Annotated in this window: 19 protein-coding genes and 3 pseudogenes; 6 read left to right on the top strand and 16 right to left on the bottom strand. The window is 62.3% G+C overall.

Annotated features, from left to right (window positions below; translation table 11 throughout):
• Positions 1–18: 18 nt before the first annotated feature.
• Positions 19–2,418 (bottom strand): DUF3772 domain-containing protein, encoded by a 2,400-nt coding sequence (locus C5F70_RS12920; protein WP_104903475.1) that lies wholly within the window; start codon positions 2,416–2,418, stop codon positions 19–21.
• Between the two features lie 199 nt (positions 2,419–2,617).
• Between C5F70_RS12920 and C5F70_RS12915 the strand changes: the two genes are divergently transcribed.
• Together C5F70_RS12915 and C5F70_RS12910 are read left to right on the top strand one after the other, a co-directional pair.
• Positions 2,618–3,304 carry a glycosyltransferase family 2 protein gene (locus C5F70_RS12915; RefSeq protein WP_104903474.1) on the top strand — a complete coding sequence of 229 codons (687 nt, stop codon included), beginning with the start codon at positions 2,618–2,620 and terminating at the stop codon, positions 3,302–3,304.
• A 135-nt stretch (positions 3,305–3,439) separates the two neighbouring features.
• Complete coding sequence (locus tag C5F70_RS12910) at positions 3,440–4,216, top strand: ABC transporter substrate-binding protein (protein ID WP_017847914.1); 777 nt, start codon at positions 3,440–3,442, stop codon at positions 4,214–4,216.
• A 92-nt stretch (positions 4,217–4,308) separates the two neighbouring features.
• Here C5F70_RS12910 and C5F70_RS12905 read toward each other — a convergent pair whose 3' ends face one another.
• Genes C5F70_RS12905 through C5F70_RS12895 form a run of 3 tightly spaced genes read right to left on the bottom strand, consistent with a single transcriptional unit; the run spans position 4,309 to position 7,037 of the window.
• On the bottom strand, positions 4,309–4,935 hold the full coding sequence (locus C5F70_RS12905) for a transcriptional regulator (RefSeq protein WP_017847913.1): 627 nt from the start codon (positions 4,933–4,935) through the stop codon (positions 4,309–4,311).
• A complete protein-coding gene (locus C5F70_RS12900) occupies positions 4,935–6,068 on the bottom strand; it encodes an FAD-binding oxidoreductase (RefSeq protein ID WP_104903473.1) in 1,134 nt (377 codons plus the stop codon). Before C5F70_RS12900 ends, C5F70_RS12905 begins: the two co-directional genes overlap by 1 nt.
• A 21-nt stretch (positions 6,069–6,089) precedes the next feature.
• On the bottom strand, positions 6,090–7,037 hold the full coding sequence (locus tag C5F70_RS12895) for an ornithine cyclodeaminase family protein (RefSeq protein ID WP_017847911.1): 948 nt from the start codon (positions 7,035–7,037) through the stop codon (positions 6,090–6,092).
• Between the two features lie 174 nt (positions 7,038–7,211).
• Here C5F70_RS12895 and C5F70_RS12890 point away from each other — a divergent pair, with 174 nt between their 5' ends.
• Entirely contained in the window at positions 7,212–8,723 is a 1,512-nt protein-coding gene (locus C5F70_RS12890; protein ID WP_104903472.1) for a serine protease, read from the top strand.
• Between the two features lie 5 nt (positions 8,724–8,728).
• On the opposite strand, the gene C5F70_RS12885 is transcribed toward C5F70_RS12890, so the two are convergent.
• Positions 8,729–9,667 (bottom strand): LysR family transcriptional regulator, encoded by a 939-nt coding sequence (locus tag C5F70_RS12885; RefSeq protein WP_102618279.1) that lies wholly within the window; start codon positions 9,665–9,667, stop codon positions 8,729–8,731.
• A 109-nt stretch (positions 9,668–9,776) separates the two neighbouring features.
• On the opposite strand from C5F70_RS12885, the gene C5F70_RS12880 reads away from it, so the two are divergent.
• A complete protein-coding gene (locus C5F70_RS12880) occupies positions 9,777–11,276 on the top strand; it encodes a CoA-acylating methylmalonate-semialdehyde dehydrogenase (RefSeq protein WP_046383933.1) in 1,500 nt (499 codons plus the stop codon).
• 128 nt (positions 11,277–11,404) lie between these two features.
• Here the strand turns inward: C5F70_RS12880 and C5F70_RS12875 are convergent, their stop codons facing one another.
• The 7 genes from C5F70_RS12875 to xylA form a co-directional block, all read right to left on the bottom strand.
• Entirely contained in the window at positions 11,405–11,713 is a 309-nt protein-coding gene (locus C5F70_RS12875) for a DUF6124 family protein (RefSeq protein WP_017847906.1), read from the bottom strand.
• Positions 11,714–12,165: 452 nt separating this feature from the next.
• Positions 12,166–12,474: a DUF6124 family protein gene (locus tag C5F70_RS12865; RefSeq protein WP_104903470.1), complete on the bottom strand. Its 309-nt coding sequence runs from the start codon at positions 12,472–12,474 to the stop codon at positions 12,166–12,168.
• A 448-nt stretch (positions 12,475–12,922) separates the two neighbouring features.
• Positions 12,923–13,231, bottom strand: a complete 309-nt coding sequence (locus C5F70_RS12860; protein WP_079443517.1) for a DUF6124 family protein — start codon at positions 13,229–13,231, stop codon at positions 12,923–12,925.
• 389 nt (positions 13,232–13,620) lie between these two features.
• Positions 13,621–14,757 (bottom strand): sugar ABC transporter permease, encoded by a 1,137-nt coding sequence (locus C5F70_RS12855; RefSeq protein ID WP_017847902.1) that lies wholly within the window; start codon positions 14,755–14,757, stop codon positions 13,621–13,623.
• Positions 14,758–16,302, bottom strand: coding sequence for a D-xylose ABC transporter ATP-binding protein (gene xylG / locus C5F70_RS12850; protein WP_104903469.1), 1,545 nt, complete (start codon positions 16,300–16,302; stop codon positions 14,758–14,760).
• Positions 16,303–16,437: 135 nt separating this feature from the next.
• Positions 16,438–17,436 carry a D-xylose ABC transporter substrate-binding protein gene (gene xylF / locus C5F70_RS12845; RefSeq protein ID WP_104903468.1) on the bottom strand — a complete coding sequence of 333 codons (999 nt, stop codon included), beginning with the start codon at positions 17,434–17,436 and terminating at the stop codon, positions 16,438–16,440.
• Between the two features lie 232 nt (positions 17,437–17,668).
• Positions 17,669–18,985: a xylose isomerase gene (gene xylA / locus C5F70_RS12840; RefSeq protein ID WP_046383928.1), complete on the bottom strand. Its 1,317-nt coding sequence runs from the start codon at positions 18,983–18,985 to the stop codon at positions 17,669–17,671.
• Positions 18,986–19,124: 139 nt separating this feature from the next.
• Between xylA and C5F70_RS12835 the strand changes: the two genes are divergently transcribed.
• Positions 19,125–20,300, top strand: a complete 1,176-nt coding sequence (locus tag C5F70_RS12835) for a XylR family transcriptional regulator (protein WP_104903467.1) — start codon at positions 19,125–19,127, stop codon at positions 20,298–20,300.
• 50 nt (positions 20,301–20,350) lie between these two features.
• Here C5F70_RS12835 and C5F70_RS12830 read toward each other — a convergent pair whose 3' ends face one another.
• Positions 20,351–21,394, bottom strand: coding sequence for an LLM class flavin-dependent oxidoreductase (locus C5F70_RS12830; RefSeq protein WP_104903466.1), 1,044 nt, complete (start codon positions 21,392–21,394; stop codon positions 20,351–20,353).
• A 188-nt stretch (positions 21,395–21,582) separates the two neighbouring features.
• Between C5F70_RS12830 and C5F70_RS12825 the strand changes: the two genes are divergently transcribed.
• A complete protein-coding gene (locus tag C5F70_RS12825; protein WP_104903465.1) occupies positions 21,583–21,858 on the top strand; it encodes a hypothetical protein in 276 nt (91 codons plus the stop codon).
• Here the strand turns inward: C5F70_RS12825 and C5F70_RS31495 are convergent.
• The 3 pseudogenes from C5F70_RS31495 to C5F70_RS31110 form a co-directional block, all read right to left on the bottom strand.
• Positions 21,855–21,938, bottom strand: a pseudogene (locus C5F70_RS31495) (flavin reductase); the annotation flags it as partial. The gene C5F70_RS12825 and the pseudogene C5F70_RS31495 overlap by 4 nt on opposite strands.
• Positions 21,939–22,047: 109 nt before the next feature.
• Positions 22,048–22,131 (bottom strand): annotated as a pseudogene (locus C5F70_RS31115) (flavin reductase); the annotation flags it as partial.
• A gap of 301 nt (positions 22,132–22,432) precedes the next feature.
• Positions 22,433–22,516: pseudogene (locus C5F70_RS31110) on the bottom strand (flavin reductase); the annotation flags it as partial.
• Between the last annotated feature and the right edge of the window lie 44 nt (positions 22,517–22,560).

The following is a 22,560-nucleotide window of genomic DNA, read 5'->3' as shown; positions in this document are numbered from 1 at the left end:
GCTTGGTTGTGTGGGGCTCTAATCGGCCGGCGAGGCTTTTTCCGCCGCCTCATTGATCAGCACCATACTCTGCGGCGATGACAGCGCCACGCCGAGTTCGCGCAGGCGCCCGAGGACGGTGAACAGCAGGTCGCTGCGGGCTGTTCCCACCGAGCGCGGGCTGTTGACGTAACCGCTGACGCCGATGACCAATCCGTTGGCGGTCAGGTCCTTGAACGTCACCGACGGCGCCGGCGTGTCCAGCACGTCTTCGTGTTCGGTGAATGCCGTCAACAGCAGTTCGCGGATCTGCAGCACATCGGTTTCCAGCGGCAGGGTCAGGGTGATGCCGACCACGCCCAGCGCATTGCCCATGGTCACGTTGCGCACGTTCTGGGTGATGAACTGCGAGTTGGGCACGATCACCGTTGAACGATCGGACATCTGGATTTCCGTGGCGCGCACGTTGATGCGGCGGATATCGCCTTCGACGCCCGCGAGGCTGACCCAATCGCCGACTTTGACCGGGCGTTCGGTGAGCAGGATCAGGCCGGAGATGAAGTTCTGCACGATCGCCTGCAGGCCGAAACCGATGCCCACCGACAGCGCACTGACCACCCAGGTCAAGTTGGTCAGGCTGATATTCAGCGTGGACATCACCACCACCGCGACCAGCACGAAGCCGATGTAACCCACCAGGGTCACCAGCGAGGCGCGCATGCCGGCGTCCATGTTGGTTTCCGGCAGCAGCCGTTCGCCGAGCCAGTTCTTGAGCACGCGCACGCCGAACAGGCCGATCGCGAGCAGGACAAGGGCCAGCAGAATATCGCCAGGGGCGATGTTCAGGTTGCCCAGCGGCTTGCTGCCCAGGTCGAGTTGCGTCAGCCCCGCCAGCAGCTCGCCCGGGCTGGAGCCGGAGGGCAGGAACGCCAACAGCACCGCGGTGAACATCAGCAGGGTGCGGCCCACGCCCGCGAGTATCGTGCTGGCCTGTGCCTGGTGGCGTTCGGACAGGCCCAGGGCCGAGCCGAGCGCCAGGCCGCCAGGCTGTTTCGGCGAGAGCAGGGTCTCGCAGAGGTCGCCGAAGCAGGCGATCAGCAGATAAGCCGTCGCCGCGACCACGCTCATCCACAGCAGTTTGACGGTGAGGAAGTAAGCCAGGGTCAGGTAGCCGCTCAACAGCGCCAGCAGGCTGATCCCGATCCAGGTCCCGGCGACAAACGGAATCAGCCCGGCGATGCCGCTCATGCGTTCAAGCGCGTATCGGCGGCGGGTGCGGCGGTAACGCAGCAGGCCGAAGAAGAACACCAGCGCGATAGCCAGCGCGGTCAGGCCGTTCACCGCCGCGGTCAGTGCCAGGCTGCTGGCGATGACGCTGTTGATGCGTTCCTGGGTGCCGATCAGCATCAAGGCCAGGCCCATCAGCACGGGGAAGGGGGCCAGGGCGACGGCGATCTGGTCGGGGATCTGGGGCAGGCGCCAGGACGGATGCGCGCGCATCAACAGGGCGCGACCGAGGCCGACAATGAAGGCGCAGAACACCACCAGGGTCTGCAATTGATCGAGCAGCGTGAGCATGTCGGCGCTGGGCACGGTGTCGCGTAGCACGCCCCAGCGCAGCAGCGTGGCGGCCAGGCTGATGGTCAGCACGGTGGCCAGCCCCACCGCCAGCGCCAGCGCACTGCGACGCAGGCGGCCTTCGGGGATCCAGCGCACCGTCAGCCGGACCAGCGTGTGCTCCAACACCCGTCGTCCCGTCACCCAAACCAGCAGCGCACTGAACAGCATGCTCACGAAAAACCAGCGGTTTCCCGGCGCCACGGCGGTGTCCGTCACGCTGCGTACATCGGCGTACAGGCCGCGTAAACGGCTGAGATCGTCGTCGGTCGGGCGGATGATGTTGGACCAGAACACCACACTGATCGGGCTCGCCGAGCGGGTGCTGATCTGTGAGTCGAAGAGGCTGCGGCGCAGGCTGAAGATCTGCGCGGCCATGTCGCTGGCGGATTGGCTCAGGCTGCTGGCCTGGCGCTGCTCGTTGAGCAGGGTGTTCTTCTGCCGGGTCAATGCGCTGCGTTGTTGGGTCAGGCTGGGAGGCTCATTGACCTGTACCGGGCCAAGCACGTTGAGCTGGTCATCCAGGTGTTCAAGATCGAGGATTTGTTTGGCGGCCAGGGTGTCGGCCTGTTTTTGCACCTGCAAGGCGGCCTGGCGCAAGGTCGAGAGCAGGTCGTCGTTGGCGCTGCCCGTGACTTTCTGGCGGATCAGGTCGAGTTGGTCGTTGAGGTCTTGCACACTGGCGTCTTCAGCCAGCAGCGGCACACTGCGCGGGTCGTTGATCGGCGAAGGCGCAGCCTGCGCGAGGCTGGGCAACGTAGCGCACAGCATCAGCAGGGCGAACAGCCCGGTGAAAAAACGGCTCGTGGTGACTCGATGCATGCGCCTTGCCCTTTGACGGTTACCCAAATACCTAAGCGTCACCACTCTATGAGGCGAAGGCAAGCCATTCGTGCGAATTTTTTGGGGAGGCACGGCGGCAACGATGCGCGTCGTCAGGCGGCGGCACAAGATTGTTTAAACCTTCTGCCTCAGCGCTATGTCGATAGCTGGACATACTTCGCCAGCTGAGGCAACGCCAATGATAGGAGTCGTGATACCCGCCCATAATGAAGAGCGGCAGATCAGCGAGTGCCTCGCTTCTGTGCGGCTCGCCAGTGAACATCCCGCGCTTGACGGCCGCCCGGTTGAGATACTCGTGGTTCTGGATGACTGTTCCGACCGCACCGACGCGTTGGCGGCGGCCCACGGTGCGGCGACACTCGACGTGCGTTTTCAGAATGTGGGCAAGGCCAGAGCCGTCGGCGCCGAGACGTTGCTCAAGCGCGGCGTGCAGTGGCTTGCCTTCACGGATGCAGACACGCGGGTTCCCCAGGATTGGCTGGTGCGCCAGCTCGGGTTTGGCGCTGACGCGGTGTGCGGCACCGTCGAGGTCGACAGCTGGAACGAGCACGGCGAACGGGTGCGCGCGCAATACCTGGAGCGCTATCGATTCATCGAAAACCACCGCCACATCCATGGTGCAAACCTTGGGTTGAGTGCCGAGGCCTATCGCACCGCCGGTGGGTTTCAGCACCTGGCCGCCGATGAAGACGTCCGCCTGGTGGCCGACCTTGAACGGACCGGCGCGCGGATCGCCTGGACGGCCACCATTCCGGTGATTACCAGCGCGCGTCGGGACTACAAGTGCCAGGGCGGGTTTGGCGAATACCTGGCTTCGCTGATCCCGCCGTCCGCTCACACCGAAGCCGATTCCCCCTGCACCTGAGCCCCGTGCGTGGATTGCCTGGAAGCGATTGACGGAAAATACGCTAAAGTCCATTATGGATTTATAAGTACAAAAAACCTGCCTGACTTTTTCTTCAATCTTGCCAAATCGACAATAACTTGCGAGACCACGACCATGAAGAAACGCTCCCTCATCACCGCCCTGGCCCTGAGCCTGTTCGCTTGCGGCCACGCCCTGGCCGCCGAGAAAACCCTGCGCATCGGCATCGAGGCAGCTTACCCGCCGTTCGCATCGAAGACCCAGGAAGGCACAATCGTCGGGTTCGACTATGACATCGGCAACGCTTTGTGCGCGCAGATGAAAGTCAAGTGTGTGTGGGTCGAAGGTGAGTTCGATGGGCTGATTCCTTCGCTGAAAGTGAAGAAAATCGACATGGCCTTGTCGTCCATGACCATCAACGAAGACCGCAAGAAGTCGGTGGATTTCACCCACAAGTATTACTTCACCTCATCGCGCCTGGTGATGAAGGACGGCGCGGTGGTGGACGACCAGTACGCCAGCCTCAAAGGCAAGACCGTCGGCGTGCAGCGGGCCACCACCACCGACCGGTATGCCACCGAGGTGTTCGAACCCAAGGGCATCAACGTCAAGCGCTACAGCAATAACGAAGAAATCTACATGGACCTGGCGGCGGGGCGCCTGGATGCGATCTTTGCCGACACCATCCCCCTGAGTGACTTCCTGTCGCTGCCGCGAGGCCAGGGTTATGCGTTTGTCGGGCCGGAACTCAAAGACCCGAAATACGTGGGCGAGGGCGCCGGCATTGCGGTGCGCAAGGGCAATAGCGCGTTGGTCAGTGAGTTGAATGCGGCCATCGACGGCATCCGCGCCAATGGCGAGTACCAGAAGATTTCCGCGCAGTACTTCAAGTCCGATATCTACGGCGACTGATGCTGAATACGCACTTGAAAACGCTGTAGGTCAGTGTGAGAGCTGTCGAGCCCTGGCAAGCCCGCTCTCACATTTGATCGCGGCTGCCGGCTTCAGCCCTTCAGTTCCTTCAAGTGCTTGTAGACCGTCGCCCGCCCCATGCCCAACACGTTGGCCACGTAGTTCGAGGCGCTCTTGCCCTTGAACGCGCCTTCGGCGTGCAGCGCCAGCACCAGCTCGCGCTTGTGGTCGCGGGTCAGCAGGTTCAGGCTCAACTGGCGTTCGCGCAGCCAGGCGTGCAAGAAGGTGTTGATCCGTTCCTGCCAGTCATCGCGAAACAGTGAGTCCGGTTGCGGGATCAGCTTGCTGGGTGACAGAAACAGGTCCAGCGCCGCCTTGGCGTTTTCGAACAGCGAGATATTCAGGTTGATGCACAGCACGGCCAGCGGGCGACCTTTGTGGTCGCGCAGCACGGTGCTCAGGCTGCGGATTTTCTGACCGTCCCAGTTGAGCTTTTCGTAGGGGCCGATATTCACTTCGCGGATGTCGTCGCTCAGCATGTCTTCCAGCGCCGAATCGTCACCGATGGCCCGTTTCGACAGGTTGTTGGCGATGTAGTCGACCTTTTGCGTGCGCAGGTCGTGCAGCACCACTTCGGCGTGGGGGAAGAACAACGTGGCGATCGCATCGGCGATCGCACGGAAGTTCTGCAGGACCTTGTCTTGTTCAGCGGTGTTCATCAATGCGGCTCCAGGCGTTCGGGGGAGAGCATACCAGCGTCCAGGCCGAACCGCGCCAGTGGCTCCGGCAGCGCCGCGCCGCGCACCAAGGCCGCGCTGGCCTGGCCCATCGCGGGCGAGGTCTGGATGCCGTACCCGCCCTGTGCCGCCACCCAGAACAGCCCGGCCACCCGCGGATCGAAGCCGGACAGCAAATCACCGTCGTGGACAAAACTGCGCAGGCCGGCCCAGGTGCGGGTCGGGCGGCGGATGGTCAGGGTGGTGGCTTCTTCGATCTGGTGGATCCCCATGGCGATGTCCAGTTCTTCGGGCTGGATGTCCTGGGGTTCCACCGGGTCGGCGTTGGCCGGCGAACCGAGGAACATGCCGGCATCGGGTTTCATGTAGAACGCTTCGTCGAGGGCCACCAGCATCGGCCAGGCGTGGCTGTCCATGCCTTCGGGGCCGGCGAAGATGAACGCCGAACGACGCTTGGGTTGCAGGCCGACGGACGCGGCGCCGGCCAGCCCGCCGATATGGTCGGCCCACGCGCCGGCAGCGTTGATGATGATCGGCGCGGTGCAGGTTTCATGCTGGGTTTGTACGTGCCACAGGCCGTCGGTAGTGCGGCTCAGGCCCAGCACGTGGCTGTCGGTCCGCACTTCGCCGTGGTTGCGGCGGATGCCGCGCAGGTAGCCTTGGTGCAGGGCGTCGGTGTCGATGTCGCTGGCGGTCGGGTCGTAGATCGCCCCGTGGACTTTGTCGCGCCGCAGGATCGGCAAGCGCGCACAGGCTTCGTCGGCACTCAGTCGTTCGACCTGCGACACGGTGGCCTTGGCGCTGAGGTATTGCTTGTCCAGTTCGGCCGGGTCGCCGCTGAAGTCCACAGTCATCTCGCCCCGGGGCGTGAGCAGCGGGTGTTCGCAGAAACCGGCGGGCGGGTTGTCGAAAAACGCCCGGCTGGCCAGGGTCAGTGCGCGCACTTGCGGGGTGCCGTAGGCGGCGCTGTAGAGCGCGGCCGAACGCCCGGTCGAGTGATAGCCGGGGTGGGCCTCACGCTCCAGTACCAGTACCTTGCCGTGGGGCGACAGCCAGAAACCCGTGGACGCGCCGGCAATCCCGCCGCCAATGATGATGAAGTCTGCGTGGCTCATGAACATCTCCTGAAGGTGGGGTTAGCGCTGCAGCTGGTACAGCGCGTTAGCCAGTGCAATGTCTTCCAGACCCAGCCCGATGGACCGGAAAAACACCGGGCGCTGGTAGTCCGGGCGCTGTGCCATGTCACTGAGTAGCTCGGGCAGGTCGCCCATCACCGCGCGTTTGTCCCAGCCGTGCTGTTCGCTGGCGATCAGCATTTCGCCGGCCGCGTCCGGAGTGGTCTGGCGATAGTCGCAGAATACCTGCATCGCGTTAAGGCTGTGGGGCGGCACTTCATGGGCGCGAGGCGCATTGGTGCTGATCGAAGTGATCAGCGCCGGTTTGCTCAGGTGCGCCGGGTCGAGCACCGGGCCGGCCGACGAGGTACACAGCATGATCACATCGGCATCCGCCACGGCCGCCGCGCAGCTGTCGGCGATGCTCAGGCGCGGGTCGAGGCCGGTGAGCTGCGCGAGGGTGGCGGGGCTGGCGCTGGCCAGGCTCGGTGAAAACAGGCTGATGTGCTGCCAGTCCCGCAGGTTTTGCACGTAGCGCAAGTGCGCCTGGGCGACCTTGCCGCTGCCGATGATCGCCAGGCGCCGGGCCGCCAATGGCGCCAGGGCGTCCACCGCGAGGGCCGTGGTGGCGGCGGTGCGTGCGGTGGTCAGTTCATGGGCATCGCACAACAGCAACGGTTGGCCGCTGTGCATCGACATCAACAGCGTCCAGGCCGTCACCAATGGCCCTTGCTCCCCTACGATGTACGGCGAAGTCTTGACCCCGTACACGCCGTCCTCGGCCAGCACGCCCAGGTAGTTGATGAAGTCGCCGGCGCCCTTCGGAAACGCCACTAACTGTTGCGGCGGTTGCACCGCCAGCCCGGCGGCGAGGTCGCGGAACAGCTTGTGCAGGATCTGGGGCACGTCGATCTGAGCGAGTAACTCGCGCGCTTGGGCCTGCTGGATGACATGGGGCGTGCTGGACATGGGGAACTCCGCTGTAAACTAATTTGTCCATTATGGACTTTTAGTCGTTGCGGGCAATATCCCGGCGAAAAAAATACGCTCAAGCCGGCCGCCCCCACATCTATGTAGGTCACCTGTTCGCCACGGCTCAAGTACGTTTCGGCACCACCCCTGTTGCCACCCGGACGTTCGACCATGCTGACCCGCTGCATCTTCCCCCTCGTGTTACTGCTGTTGCCTTGCCTTACCGGCCACACCCACGCCAGAGACCTGGCCGAGGGACTGAACGATGACAGCGCCTCCCTGGCGCTGCAGAACCACGACCAGCGTTACGCGCTGTGGTCCGGTATCGGGTTGTTGAAAAATGCGATCGGCCAAACCTGCAACGCGGTGCTGCTGGACACCCGCAACCGCCAGAGCAAGGCCGTCGGCCCGGCGTATGTCTTGACCAGTGGGCATTGCGTGTACTTCAGCTTCGGCACGGCCCATGTCAACCAAGCCATCGAGGCGAGCATCACGTTCAATTATTTCCACGACACATCGGCGCAACAGCGCACGTTTCGCATTAAAACGGCGCATTGGACCAGCATGGTCGGCACTGATCTGGCAGTGCTCGAACTGGATACTTCACTCGCCGGGCTGATCACCGACGGCATCATGCCGCTCAAGCTCGCCACCCATCAAAGTACCGGGGAACGTGAGGTCGTGAATGTCGGTTCGCCGAGCGGGTTTCGCCAGAAGGGCTTGCGTATGAGTGCCTGCAAGGAAACCGCGACCAACAGCTTTGTCGAGCATCCCGGGGTGTTTCCCGGTGCCCTGAAAAACCGCTGCAATGACCTGCAGTACGGCAGTTCCGGCAGCCCGATGCTGGACCGGCATACCAATGAAGTCACCGGCATTGTCAGCAAAGTCGCCGCGGTCATTAAAAAAGACATCCTCAACAACTGCCAGAACGTCTCGGCGTGTGAAGCGGCCAAGTTCAACTACAGCTATCCCGCCAACGACCTGCACCGTTGTTTTGTCGAGGGCCAATTCTCGAACGATACGCCCGCTTGCCAGCTCAAAGCCGTCGATATCCACCTTGAGGAACCCTGGAAGCTCAACCCCTATGTGCATATGCAACTGGGCGAATTCGGGCAGAGTGTGCGGCCCACCTGGAACATCAGGTTCTCGATCCAGGACCCGTTCTATCGCTTCAAGGCTGTGCGCAACGTCAATGAATGCAGGCTGCCCAATGGTTATCAACGTGCCATTGCGTCAACCCAGGGCTACATCAATCAGGCCATCGGCCCGGCGCTGGGGGCGTATGTGCTGTGCATCATCGGCGTTCAAACCCCCGGCGAGCCGTTGACGCCGGCCTTGCTGCACAATGCGTTCACCCACTCGGTGTTCTTGACCGACCCGGCGCCGGTCCCGCGCATCGGCCTGAACTACAGCGTCAACTGGGACGACCCGCAAACCGCCTTCAGCCACCATTACTTCTATGTGGACACCTCGGCGGAAGCTGCCTGCCGTGACAATGACGACGTCCGCTACATCCTCGCCACGGGCGGAACGAGTTACCCGCTCTCGCAACTGCCCGTCACCCTGTGCAGCTTTGCGCGTAACCCGGCGGGGCAACCTTCGGCGGTACGCACGGATGTGATCGAGCGATCCACCTACCTGCCGCCCACCCAAACGCGCCAGCCGGCAGCGTCTCAGCGATGAGGCGGTCAACCCGTGACACGAAAGCCACCGGAGAGTTTTTCCTTCAGATAACCCACCAATGCACTTACGGACTTGGGTACATGGGGCGAGTAGGGCCGTATCAAGTAAATCTCATCGGCAAACGCGCCCTTGAGCGTCCAGCCCTTGAGCACCTGCACCAGCGTGCCGCCGGCCAGCGCCGCATGGGCGCTGAAATCCGGGAGCAGGGCGATGCCCAGGTGATTGAGCGCCGAGTCGCGCAAGGCTTCGCTGTTGTTGGTCGAGAAGCTTCCGGCGATCGGCACGGTGACCCGTTCGAGGGTTTTGCCGCCGCGCTCGAAGGTCCAGGCGGGCTGCTCGGTGCCGCGCGGGTAGTAGAGGCAGTTATGCGCGCTGAGCTCGCCGGGGGTGCGCGGTTCGCCGTGGCGTTGCAGGTAGTCGCGGGTGGCGACCAGCACCGAGGTGGTGTCGCACAGCTTCCATGCGACGTGGGTTTCCGGCACCTGAAAACCGTGGCGCACCGCCAGGTCGTAGCCTTCGGCGGCCAGTGAACTCAAGGCATCCGACACCTCCAACTGCACTCGCACCTGCGGGTACAGTTGCAGGAAGGCCGACAGGTGCGGCACCAGTTGCTGCCGGGCGAACGCGACCGGCGCGGTCAAGCGCACCAAGCCGCGGATTTCCCCGGCGGCGTCGCGCACCGAAGAAAAACTGCGGGCGATCTGTTCGTAGGCGCTGCGCACGTCCCGCGTCAGTGACTGCCCGGCGTCGGTCAGGCGCACGCTACGGGTGGTGCGGGTGACCAGGCGCGTGCCGGTGGCTTTTTCCAGGTCGCTGATGCGCTGGCTGACCGCCGACTTGCTCACCCCCAGGCGCGCCGCGGCGGCGGTGTAGGTGCCGTGTTCTTCCAGCACCGAGAGCCAGTGAATGTGGCTCCACAGCCCTTCGATCTCAGACTTTTCCATGAGATTATTGTTCGCCTATAAGGACAATCAGTTCTGGATTCTGCTCTGGTTCGGAACAAATCGAAAGCCTATCGTGTGTCCCAACGCTACCCACCTGGGACCTACTGCCATGACCAGCACCATCGAGCACTACATCAACGACCAGCGCGTGAGCCGCGATGATCGCTATCAGGACGTCTACAACCCGGCCACCGGCGCCGTGACCGGGCGCGTCGCCCTGGCCAGCCGCCAGACCGTCGGCGAAGCCGTCGCCGCCGCCCAAGCCGCTTTTGCCAGTTGGGCCGATACCCCGCCGATCCGCCGCGCCCGCGTATTGTTCGAATACCTGCACCTGCTGCGCGCACGCAAGGACGACCTGGCGCGCATCATCGTCGCCGAACACGGCAAGGTGTTTACCGATGCCCAGGGCGAAGTCGACCGTGGCATTGACATCCTCGAATTCGCCTGCGGCATTCCCAACCTGCTCAAGGGCGAACACTCCGATCAGGTCTCGCGTGGCATGGATAACTGGACGATGCGCCAGCCCCTGGGCGTGGTCGCTGGCGTCACGCCGTTCAACTTCCCGGTGATGGTGCCGATGTGGATGTACCCGATCGCCATCGCGGCGGGCAACACCTTCATCCTCAAGCCCAGCCCGACCGACCCGAGCGCCGCGCTGTTCATGGCTGAGCTTTTGCGCGAAGCCGGTTTGCCCAGCGGCGTGTTCAACGTGGTGCAGGGCGACAAGGAAGCGGTGGACGCGCTGATCGAACACCCGGACGTCAAGGCCGTGAGCTTTGTCGGCTCCACGCCGATCGCCCAATACATCTACGAAACCGGCGCGCGCCACGGCAAGCGCGTGCAAGGCCTGGGCGGCGCGAAAAACCACATGGTGGTGATGCCCGACGCCGACATCGAACGCACCGTCGACGCGCTGATGGGCGCCGCCTACGGCAGTGCCGGCGAACGCTGCATGGCCATCTCCGTGGCGGTGCTGGTGGGCGATGTGGGTGACAAAGTCATCGCCGCCCTGACCGAGCGGGCCAAGCAACTGCGCATCACCGACGGCCGCGACCTCAAGGCCGAAATGGGCCCGATCGTCTCGCGCGCGGCACTGGAGCGCATCAGCGGCTACATCGAACAAGGCGTCCAGGCCGGCGCGCAGCTGCTGCTCGACGGCCGCGATTACGTGCCGACCGAACCCGGCCTGGAAAACGGCTTCTGGCTCGGCGCGACCTTGTTCGACCATGTGACTCAAGAGATGAGCATCTACCGCGAAGAAATCTTCGGCCCGGTGCTGGCCTGCGTGCGCGTGAATGATTTTGCCGAAGCGGTGAAACTGGTCAACGACCACGAATTCGGCAACGGTGTCAGCTGCTTCACCCGCGACGGCAACATCGCCCGCGAATTCGCACGGCGTATCGAAGTGGGCATGGTCGGCATCAACGTACCGATCCCGGTGCCGATGGCCTGGCACGGCTTTGGCGGCTGGAAGAAGAGCCTGTTCGGCGATATGCATGCCTACGGCACCGAAGGCGTGCGCTTCTACACCAAGCAGAAGTCGATCATGCAGCGTTGGTCGGAGAGCATTGAGCAAGGTGCGGAGTTTGCGATGCCCGTCTCCAAATGACAGCCTAAGGAACACAGAGAAACCCATGTGGGAGGGGGCTTGCCCCGATGACGGAGTGGCAGTCACTGCATGAGTGCCTGAACCACCGCTATCGGGAGCAAGCTCCCTCCCACATTTTTTGTGCGTGGTCAGGCAGTGGTCTTCGTGGGCCTGAGGCATTCGATGGAGCGGTCAACCGTGGTTTTGGCGATTTCCAGCAAATGCCACACCGCGAGGATCTTCGCCCGCTCCGGCTTTTCCAGCAGCTCCCCGCAATCCAGCGCCGTCGCCGAAGCGCTGTCCAGCAGACTGGCGGTGTAGAGCAGGGCGTCTTCGAAGCTCAGGTCTTCGTTGACGGCGTGGAAACCTTGGGTGGGCAGGTAATGGTCGATGGCGCGGTTGAAGGCAGCGCGGTCTTTGGTGGGATCGATGGGTGGGTCGGGTAGGGCTTTGGTCATGGTGTAATTCCGTGATGGATTGAGATTCGCCACCCCGCCGCGACTAAACGTAGGGTGGCGGCTGTACGCAGGTTAGTCGACCGGTCATCACGAAAATCCGGCGCACCCGAAGGCGCCCTGCGCACAGCCACCATAAAAACTGATGGAAGACCGTGCACGTGATGAGAGGTCGGGCGACTAAACCCGATCACTGATTTGGCAGTGACGGACCGCAGACTAGCCATCGATTCCAACAGGCACAAGGCGGCGCAGATTGTCTAGGAAACGTCCTGCAATTTAAAGCGACCCGGCTTGCTGGCCCTTTAAAAACCATGACCAAATGCCACTAACTCCAATGAAATGCGGTCCATGTGGGAGGGGGCTTGCCCCCGATGGCGCAGTGGCAGTCACTGCATGAGTGCCTGAACCACCGCTATCGGGAGCAAGCTCCCTCCCACATTTTTTGTGCGTGGTCAGGCAGTGGTCTTCGTGGGCTTGAGGCATTCGATGGAGCGGTCAACCGTGGTTTTGGCGATTTCCAGCAAATGCCACACTGCCAGAATCTTCGCCCGCTCCGGCTTTTCCAGCAGCTCCCCGCAATCCAGCGCCGTCGCCGAAGCGCTGTCCAGCAGACTGGCGGTGTAGAGCAGGGCGTCTTCGAAGCTCAGGTCCTCGTTGACGGCGTGGAAACCTTGGGTGGGCAGGTAATGGTCGATGGCGCGGTTGAAGGCAGCGCGGTCTTTGGCGGGGTCGTGGGGTGGGTCGGGTAGGGCTTTGGTCATGGTGAAACTCCTGTCTGATCAAGGAGACGGCACTCTTCGCGACTAAACGAAGGTGGCGGCTGTACGCAGGTTAGTCGACCGGTCAGAACAGGAACCCGGCGCGCCCGAAGGCGCCCTGCGCACAGCCACCATTGAGCTTCATGGGACCATGCGCCTGTTCTGAATCCGGGCGACTAAACCCGATCACTGATTTGGCAGTGACGGACCGCAGACTAGCCATCGATTCCAACAGGCACAAGGCGGCGCAGATTGTCTAGGAAACGTCCTGCAATTTAAAGCGACCCGACTTGCTGGCCCTTTAAAAACCATGACCAAATGCCACTAACTCCAATGAAATGCGGTCCATGTGGGAGGGGGCTTGCCCCCGATGGCGGAGTGGCAGTCACTGCATGAGTGCCTGAACCACCGCTATCGGGAGCAAGCTCCCTCCCACATTTTTTGTGCGTGGTCAGGCAGTGGTCTTCGTGGGCCTGAGGCATTCGATGGAGCGGTCAACCGTGGTTTTGGCGATTTCCAGCAAATGCCACACCGCGAGGATCTTCGCCCGCTCCGGTTTCTCCAGCAGCTCCCCGCAATCCAGCGCCGTCGCCGAAGCGCTGTCCAGCAAACTGGCGGTGTAGAGCAGGGCGTCTTCGAAGCTCAGGTCCTCATTGACGGCGTGGAAACCTTGGGTGGGCAGGTAATGGTCGATGGCGCGGTTGAAGGCAGCGCGGTCTTTGGTGGGATCGATGGGTGGGTCGGGTAGGACTTTATTCATGGTGTAACTCCGAATTTTGAGTAAGGAGCCGAACCGGTCGCGACTAAACGAAGGTGGCGGCTGTACGCAGGTTAGTCGACCGGCCAAAATCGGAAACTCCGGCGCACCCAAAGGCGCCCTGCGCACAGCCACCATAAACTGCATGGACCATTGCGCCGAATTTGGAGTCCGGGCGACTAAACCCGATCACTGATGAGCAGTGACGGACCGCAGACTAGCCATCGATTCCAACAGGCACAAGGCGGCGCAGATTGTCTAGGAAACGTCCTGCAATTTAAAGCGACCCGACTTGCTGGCCCTTTAAAAACCATGACCAAATGCCACTAACTCCAATGAAATGCGGTCCATGTGGGAGGGAGCTTGCTCCCTCCCACATGGAAGAATGGGGTTTATCGCCGACCCGCCCGCGTACTCACATCCACCCACACCGCCAGCACCAAAATGCTGCCCTTCACAATCATCTGCCAGTAACTGTCCACATCCAGCATCGACATGCCGTTATCCAGGCTGGTAATCACCAGCGCCCCGAGCAGCGCGCCATACACCGTGCCCGAGCCGCCGCGCATGGAGGTGCCGCCGATAAAGCAGGCGGCGATGGCGTCGAGTTCGCCCATGTTGCCCGCCGACGGTGAACCGGCGGCGAGGCGTGCGGTGTTGACCAGGCCGGCGAGGGCGCACATCACGCCCATGATGCCGAAGATCCACAGTTTGACGGCCTGCACGTTGATGCCCGACAGGCGCGTGGCTTCCATGTTGCTGCCCACCGCATACACGCGGCGGCCGAATACGGTCTGGCTGGTGACGTAGCTGAACACGCCGAGCAACACCAGCAACAGCAGCACCGGCACCGGGATGCCGTCGTAGCTGTTGAGGATGGTGACGAACCCGGCCAGCACCGCGCCGATCACCGCCACGCGCAGCACGTCGCGCATCAATGAGTGTGCGGCCAAGCCATGCAGTGCGCGGTTGCGCCGTTGTTTCCAGGTCAAAAACAGGGTCAGGGCAAACAGCAAAATCCCGAGGCCGATGCCCACCGCATGCGGCAGATAGCCCTGGCCCACGTACACCAGCGACGGCGACACCGGTGCGATGGTGGTGCCGCCGGTGATGCCCAGCAGAATCCCGCGAAACGCCAGCATGCCGCCCAAACCGACGATAAACGACGGGATGCGCAGGTACGCGGTCATATAGCCGTTGGCCAAACCGATCATCAGCCCGCACAGCGCCACCAGGCTCAGGTTGGCCAGCAGCGGCAGGTGATAGACCACGTCCAGAATCGCCGCGAGCCCGCCCAACAAGCCGAGCAACGAGCCCACCGACAAATCGATCTCGCCGCTGATGATCACCAGCACCATGCCGCACGCCAGAATCCCGGTGATCGACATCTGCCGCAGCAGGTTGGACAGGTTGCGCGGGGTGAGGAAACCGCCCTCGGTCTGCCAACTGAAAAACAGCCAGATGAACGCCACGGCGATCACCAACGCGAGCATTTTGTAGCGGGTAAACAGCTGTTTGAGCTGATTCATCTAAGCGGTCTTCCGATCATTATTATTTTGGCTGAGCGCAGCGGCGAGGACCTGTTCCTGGGTGAGGCCTTCGTTGATGAAATCCCCGCGCAACTGGCCGTCGCCGATTACCAGCACGCGGTTGGACACGCCGAGTACTTCGGCCAGTTCCGAGGAGACCATGATGATCGCCACGCCTTCGGCCGCCAGCGCGCCCATCAGTTTGTAGATCTCATACTTGGCGCCCACATCCACCCCGCGCGTGGGCTCGTCGAGGATCAGCACCTTGGGCTTGGCCATGAGCATTTTCGCCAGCACGGCCTTTTGCTGATTGCCGCCGGACAGGCTGGTGATCGGCAAGAGCGGGCTGGCGGTCTTGAGGTGCATGCGCGCGATCTGCCGGTCGATGCTGCCCAGTTCGGCCTCGGCGTCGATGCGCGTCAGGTGCGCGTAGGTGTCGAGTACCGCCAGGGTGATGTTCTGGCCCACGTCCAGGTCGGGAATGATGCCCTGGCGCTTGCGGTCCTCGGGCACCATGCACAGCCCGGCGCGGATCGATTTGAGCGGCGTGCGCGTGTCGATCAGTTGGCCGTCCAGCCAGACTTGCGCGCTGTAGCGGCCGGGGTAGGCGCCGAACAAGGCCGAGACCAGCTCCGTGCGCCCGGCGCCGACCAGCCCGGCAATGCCGAGGATTTCCCCGCGCCTGAGTACGAAGGAGATGTCGTCCACGCGTTTGCGCTTGGGGTTGTCGACGTCGTAGCAGGTGACATGGCGCGCTTCGAACATCACCTCACCGATCTCATGCGGCTCGGTGGGGTAGAGGTTGCTCATTTCGCGCCCGACCATCTGCGTGATGATCCGGGGGATATCCATGTCGGCCATGGCGCTGGTCGCGATGTGCTGGCCGTCGCGGATCACCGTGATGGTGTCGCACACCGCCGCCACTTCATCGAGCTTGTGGGAGATGTACACGCAGGCCACGCCCTTGGCCTTGAGGCCCTTGATGATCTCCAGCAGTACCTCGATTTCCGAGCGGGTCAGGGCCGAGGAGGGCTCGTCGAGGATCAGCAGGCGCGCCTGTTTATTCAGGGCCTTGGCGATTTCCACCAGTTGCTGGTAGCCACCGCCGTACTGCGACACCGGCAGCGCGACGTTCATGTCCGGCACCTTCAGCTCGCGCATCAACGCTTCGGCGCGGTGCAGCATCGCCGGGTAGTTCATGCGCCCGCCGGGCAGGGTCAGCTCGTGGCCCATGAAGATGTTCTCGGCCACCGACAGGTCCGGCACCAGGGTCAGTTCCTGGTGAATGATGACGATGCCGGCCGCCTCGGTTTCGCTGATCGACTGGGCCTTGAGCGGCTGCCCGTCCCAGAGGATTTCGCCGTCCCAGGTGCCATGGGGATAAACCGCCGACAGCACCTTCATCAAGGTGGATTTACCGGCACCGTTCTCGCCGCACAGGCCGACACATTCCCCCGGCCGCACCTTGATATCGATGCCGTTGAGCGCGTTGACACCGCCAAAGCGTTTGACGATGCCGTTCATTTGCAGCAGGTAGTGCGACATGGCGATGGCTCACACAAAAGGCCGAAGAAACGCGGTTTCCCGTAGGAGCGAGCTTGCTCGCGAAGAACCCTCAGGCAACGCGCACATCCAGGATGCCCGCGTTATCGTTGACGTTTTTCGCGGGCAAGCCCGCTCCTACAGGCCGATCTGCTCTTTGGTGTAGAAGCCGTCCTTCTCCAACAGGTCGATATTGGCCTTGGTCAGCGGGGTCGGGGTGAGCAGGATGGTGTCGACTTTCTTGCTGCCGTTGTCGTATTGCGAGCTGTAGGTGGGCTTCTCGTTGCGCGCCAGTTGCACCGAGAGCTTGGCGGCTTCGGTGGCGATCAGTTTGAGCGGTTTGTACACGGTCATGGTCTGGGTGCCGTCGATCACGCGCTTGACGGCGGCGAGGTCGGCGTCTTGCCCGGAGATCGGCACCTTGCCCGCCAGTTTCTGCGCGGCCAGGGCCTGGATCGCACCGCCGGCGGTGGCGTCGTTGGAGGCGACGATGGCGTCGATCTTATTGTTGTTCCGGGTCAGGGCGTTTTCGACGATGCTCAGGGCTTCGGTCGGGTTCCATTCCTTGACCCACTGCTGGCCGACAATCTTGATGTCGCCCTTGTCGATGGCCGGTTGCAGCACTTTCATCTGGCCTTCGCGCAGGACCTTGGCATTGTTGTCGGTGGGCGCACCGCCGAGCAGGAAATAATTGCCCTTGGGCGCCGCCTGCAGCACGCCATTGGCCTGCATCTCGCCGACCTTTTCGTTATCGAAGGAGATGTAGGCGTCGATATCCGCGTTGAGGATCAGGCGGTCATACGACACCACCTTGATCCCGGCCTTCTTGGCTTCGGCGATGGCGTTGGTCAGCACGGTGGCGTTGAACGGCACGATCACGATCACGTCGACGCCGCGTGATATCAGGTTTTCGATCTGGGAAATCTGCTTTTGCTCGTTGGCATCGACCGACTGCACAAACACCTTGGCGTCGAGTTTTTCCGCCGCCGCGACGAAGTAGTCACGGTCACGGGACCAGCGTTCCAGACGCAGGTCGTCGATGGAAAAACCGATTTTCGGATGGGCCGGATCGGCCATGACCGGCAGGGCGAGCAGGGCCAGGGCAGAGGCGAGCAGGGTGCGTTTAAATGACTTCATGGTGGTGCGTCCTTTTATTGTTGTTGGAAAGACACAGCGTGATGCGGGTAGAACTGTAGAGCGTCCCTCGACGCTCTGTGCGTAGATTTGTCGCGCAAATGTCACCGCCGCCCCCTGTGTAGGAGCGAGCTTGCTCGCGAAAAACGTCAACGATGACGCGTGATGCCTGGATAAACGTGTCGAGTTCACGTTTTTCGCGAGCAAGCTCGCTCCTACACAGAGGGCTGCGTGATCAGGTGTAGATAAACCGATTGACCACGCCTTCAAGCATCTCCTGCCGACCACTCACGGCCTGCGGGTTGAGCTCGTGGGCAAACGCATGTTCGGCCAGGGATTCCAGGCTGAATTCGCCCGCCAGTACCGCCTGGCCCAACGGTTGCTGCCAGCCGGCATAGCGCTGGTCCTTGAACTGCTGCAACCGATCGTTCTGCACCATCGCCGCCGCGCGTTCCAGCGCCAGGGCGAGCACATCCATGGCGGCGACGTGGCCGTGGAACAGGTCGATCTCGTCCAGGCTCTGGCGGCGCACCTTGGAATCGAAGTTGTAGCCGCCATTCTTGAAGCCACCGGCCTTGAGGATTTCATACGTCGCGAGGGTCATCTCCTCGACGCTGTTGGGGAACTGGTCGGTGTCCCAGCCGTTCTGCGGGTCGCCGCGGTTGGCGTCGATGCTGCCGAAGATCCCGAGGGACACGGCGGTGGCGATCTCATGATGAAAGCTGTGCCCGGCCAGGGTCGCGTGGTTGGCCTCGATATTCACCTTGATCTCGTGTTCCAGGCCGTACTCATGCAGGAAGCCGAACACCGTGGCGCTGTCGTAATCGTATTGGTGCTTGGTCGGCTCCTGGGGCTTGGGTTCGATCAGCAGGTCGCCCTTGAAGCCGATCTTGTGCTTGTGCTCCACCACCATGTGCATAAAGCGCCCGAGCTGTTCGCGCTCGCGCTTGAGGTCGGTATTGAGCAGGGTTTCGTAACCTTCACGGCCGCCCCACAGCACATAATTGGCGCCCTTGAGCCGCAGCGTGGCGTTCATCGCGCTGCACACCTGGGCGGCGGCGTAGGCGAACACCTCCGGGTCCGGGTTACTCGCGGCGCCGGCGGCAAAGCGCGGGTTGCTGAAGCAATTGGCGGTGCCCCACAGCAGTTTGACGCCGGTCTGTTCCTGGTGGCGTTCGAGGTGATCGACCATCTGCGCGAAGTGGTTGCGGTACTCCTTGAGCGAGCTGCCTTCCGGCGCCACGTCGGTGTCGTGAAAACTGTAGTAGTCGATGCCCAGCTTGGAGAAAAACTCAAAGGCCGCCTCGGCCTTGCCGATCGCCACTTCCATCGGCTCGCCGCTGCGCTGCCACGGGCGCTTGAAGGTGCCCATGCCAAACATGTCCGCGCCGGGCCAGACGAAGGTGTGCCAATAACAGGCGGCCATGCGCAGGTGTTCGCGCATCGGTTTGCCGAGGATCAGTTTGTTGGCGTCGTAGTGGCGAAAGGCGAGGGGGGCGTCGCTGGCGGGGCCTTCGAAGCGAACCTTCTCGACACCGGGGAAGTACGTCATGGCGTGTTCCTTATTGTTCTTGGCGGTGTCTGGATACTAACAACGGCACTGGGCCCGGCGATTATGAAAATCGTCAAGGTGTAGTGCGATTTTGAATGGCGGGGTCTAACCTGTGGCGACCGGCCTCAGGACAAAAACAATGAAAACCCTACCGCCCGTCCACCGCATCGCCTTGCTGTTCAACGGCAGCAAAATCTATGACCGCGGCATCATCACCGGCATCGGCAATTACCTGAGCAGCACCCGCGCGTCCTGGGATTTATTCCTGGAGGAAGATTTTTTGTGCCGCCTCAAAGGCATCGAGCGCTGGCAGGGCGACGGCATCATTGCCGACTTCGACGACCCGCTGATCGGCGAGGCACTGGCCGATATCAAGCTGCCGGTGGTGGCGGTGGGCGGTTCCTATGAGGATGCGCGTGCCTACCCCAGGGGCATCCCCTACGTGGCCACCGACAACCATGCGCTGATGAAGCTGGCGTATGAGCATTTGATCGAGGCCGGACTGACCCGGTTTGCCTGTTTCAGCCTGCCGCCAGCCCAGGCCAATCGCTGGGCCCAGGAACGCGAAACGGCCTTCAAGCGCCTGCTGCAACGTGATGGTTTGCCGGTGGAGGTGTACCGCGGCCTGGGCACCAGCGCGCCGTTGTGGGACAGCGCGGTGGAGCAGCAGATCGCCTGGCTGCAAAGCCTGCCCAAGCCCATCGGCATCATCGCCGTCACCGACGCCCGCGCCCGGCAATTGCTGCAGGCCTGCCTCACTGCCGGTATCGCCGTGCCGGAGGAGGTGGCGTTGATCGGCATCGACAACGACCCGCTGACCCGCACCCTCACGCGGGTGCCGCTGAGTTCGGTGATCCAGGGCACGGAAACCATGGGCCGCACGGCCGCCGTGCTGCTGCATCAGATGCTGCACGGCAAACCCTGCACCGGCACGCAGATCCTGGTGCCACCGGATGCAATCAATGTGCAGGCTTCCAGCTTGCATCAGCCGTTGGGCAATCCGTATGTGATGCAGGCGCTGCTGTTCATCCGCCAGTACGCCTGCCAAGGCATCAAGACCGCCCAGGTCGCGGCGTATGTCGGTGTATCGCGTTCATCCCTGGAATCGCACTTTCGCAAGACACGCGGGTGCAGCGTGCATGACGAGATCCTGCGCTTCAAACTCGCCGCCGCCGCCAAAGGCCTGGAAAACCACGCCCTGGCGATTGCCGATGTGGCGCAGCAGTGTGGCTTCAAGTCGGCGCAGTACCTGCATACGGTGTTTCGCCGTGAGTTTGGCTGTACGCCGCGGGAATACCAGCAAGGCGCGGCCTAGAAAAAAGCCGCTTGCTCCGTGAAGAGGCAAGCGGCTTGGTCATTCACCGATCAACGAAACGCTGGCACGACCTGCTCGATAAACAGCGCCAGGGACTTTTTCTTCTCGGCATGGGGCAGGCTGTTGTCGCACCAGAAGCTGAACTCATCCACGCCCAGTTCCTGGTAGTACTTGATGCGCGGGATGATTTCTGCGGCGGTGCCGATCATCGCGGTCTTGTGCAGGCTGTCCAGCTCGAACTCCGGGCGGCCGGCGAATTTTTCTTCCGGGCTTGGCGCCAGGAAGCCATTGACCGGCACTTCCTTGTTGCCGAACCAGGCATCGAAGGTGCGATAGAACCTGGAGATCGCCTTGGCCCCGACTTTCCAGCCTTCCGGGTCGTCGGCGGCGTGTACGTGGGTGTGGCGCAGCACCATCAATTGCGGGCGCGGCACGCCGGGGTTGTTGTCGAGGGCGGTCTGGAATTTGTTTTTCAGGTCCAGGACTTCTTCATCGCCTTTCATCAGCGGCGTGACCATCACGTTGCAGCCGTTGGCCACTGCGAAGTTGTGGGAGTCCGGGTCGCGGGCGGCGATCCACATCGGCGGGTTGGGCTTCTGTACGGGCTTGGGCACACTGGTGGAGGTGGGGAATTTCCAGATGTCGCCGTCGTGGTCGTAGTCGCCTTGCCACAACGCGCGCACCACCGGGACCATTTCACGCAACGCCTGGCCGCCGCTGGCCGCGGGCATGCCGCCGGCCATGCGGTCGAACTCGACCTGGTAGGCGCCACGGGCCAGGCCGACTTCCATGCGGCCGTTGCTGATCACGTCGAGCAAGGCGCATTCACCCGCCACCCGCAGCGGGTGCCAGAACGGCGCGATGATGGTGCCGGCGCCCAGGTGAATGGTGGTGGTCTTGGCCGCGAGGTAAGCCAGCAACGGCATCGGGCTTGGCGAGATGGTGTATTCCATGGCGTGGTGTTCGCCAATCCATACGGTGCTGAAGCCACCGGCTTCGGCCATCAGGGTCAATTCGGTCAAGTCTTCGAACAACTGGCGGTGGCTGATGCTCTCGTCCCAACGTTCCATGTGTACGAACAGGGAAAACTTCATGACGCTTACCTCGGATCTATTGTGATCGGCCTGTCGACCGCGGGCCCTTAAGTGCTCTCGCCGTTGTAACGCTTGCCGGGGATAACGGCTGTTCGGCGGATTGATTGTTGGTATACCATAATATGGAATATCCACAAAACTTTTCTCTCCAACGGTTACACCCTCATCTCACAAGGAAGGCGAGCCCGATGAACATAAAACAAAAACTGATCCTGGCCTTTGCGGTGATTGCCAGCCTACCGGTGATTCTGGTGGCTGTGCTGATCATCCTCAACGTGCATGAGGTTCTTCACCGAGCCGACCATGATCGCGTGGTCTCACGCCACTGGGAGGGGCTGACACCCCGCAATCAAACTGTGGGAGGGGGCTTGCCCCCGATAGCGGTGGGTCAGCTACAGATAAGCTGGCTGTTCCTCCGCCATCGGGGGCAAGCCCCCTCCCACATGATTGGATGTGTGGCTTAAGCCGGCATGGGCAATGCGCCCATCTTGCCGTGGCAATACACCAGTGGCGCGGCGTTCTGTTGGGGCACGATGAGGTTCTCAAACTGTGGGAGGGGGCTTGCCCCCGATAGCGGTGGGTCAGCTACAGATAAGCTGGCTATTCCTCCGCCATCGGGGGCAAGCCCCCTCCCACATGATTGGATGTGTGGCTTAAGCCGGCATGGGCAATGCGCCCATCTTGCCGTGGCAATACACCAGTGGTCCGGCGTTCTGTTGGGGCACGATGAGGTTCTCAAACTGTGGGAGGGGGCTTGCCCCCGATAGCGGTGGGTCAGCTACAGATAAGCTGGCTGTTCCTCCGCCATCGGGGCAAGCCCCCTCCCACATGATTGGATGTGTGGCTTAAGCCGGCATGGGCAATGCGCCCATCTTGCCGTGGCAATACACCAATGGCGCGGCGTTCTGCTGGGGCACGATGAGGTTCTCAAACTGTGGGAGGGGGCTTGCCCCCGATAGCGGTGGGTCAGCTACAGATAAGCTGGCTGTTCCTCCGCCATCGGGGGCAAGCCCCCTCCCACATGATTGGATGTGTGGCTTAAGCCGGCATGGGCAATGCGCCCATCTTGCCGTGGCAATACACCAGTGGCGCGGCGTTCTGTTGGGGCACGATGAGGTTCTCAAACTGTGGGAGGGGGCTTGCCCCCGATAGCGGTGGTTCAGCTA

Origin of the sequence: Pseudomonas sp. LH1G9, assembly GCF_002949975.1 — a bacterium.
GTDB classification, from domain to species: Bacteria; Pseudomonadota; Gammaproteobacteria; order Pseudomonadales; family Pseudomonadaceae; genus Aquipseudomonas; species Aquipseudomonas veronii.
Note: the sequence above shows the minus strand (reverse complement) of the source record. Positions and strands in the feature narration are given on the sequence as shown.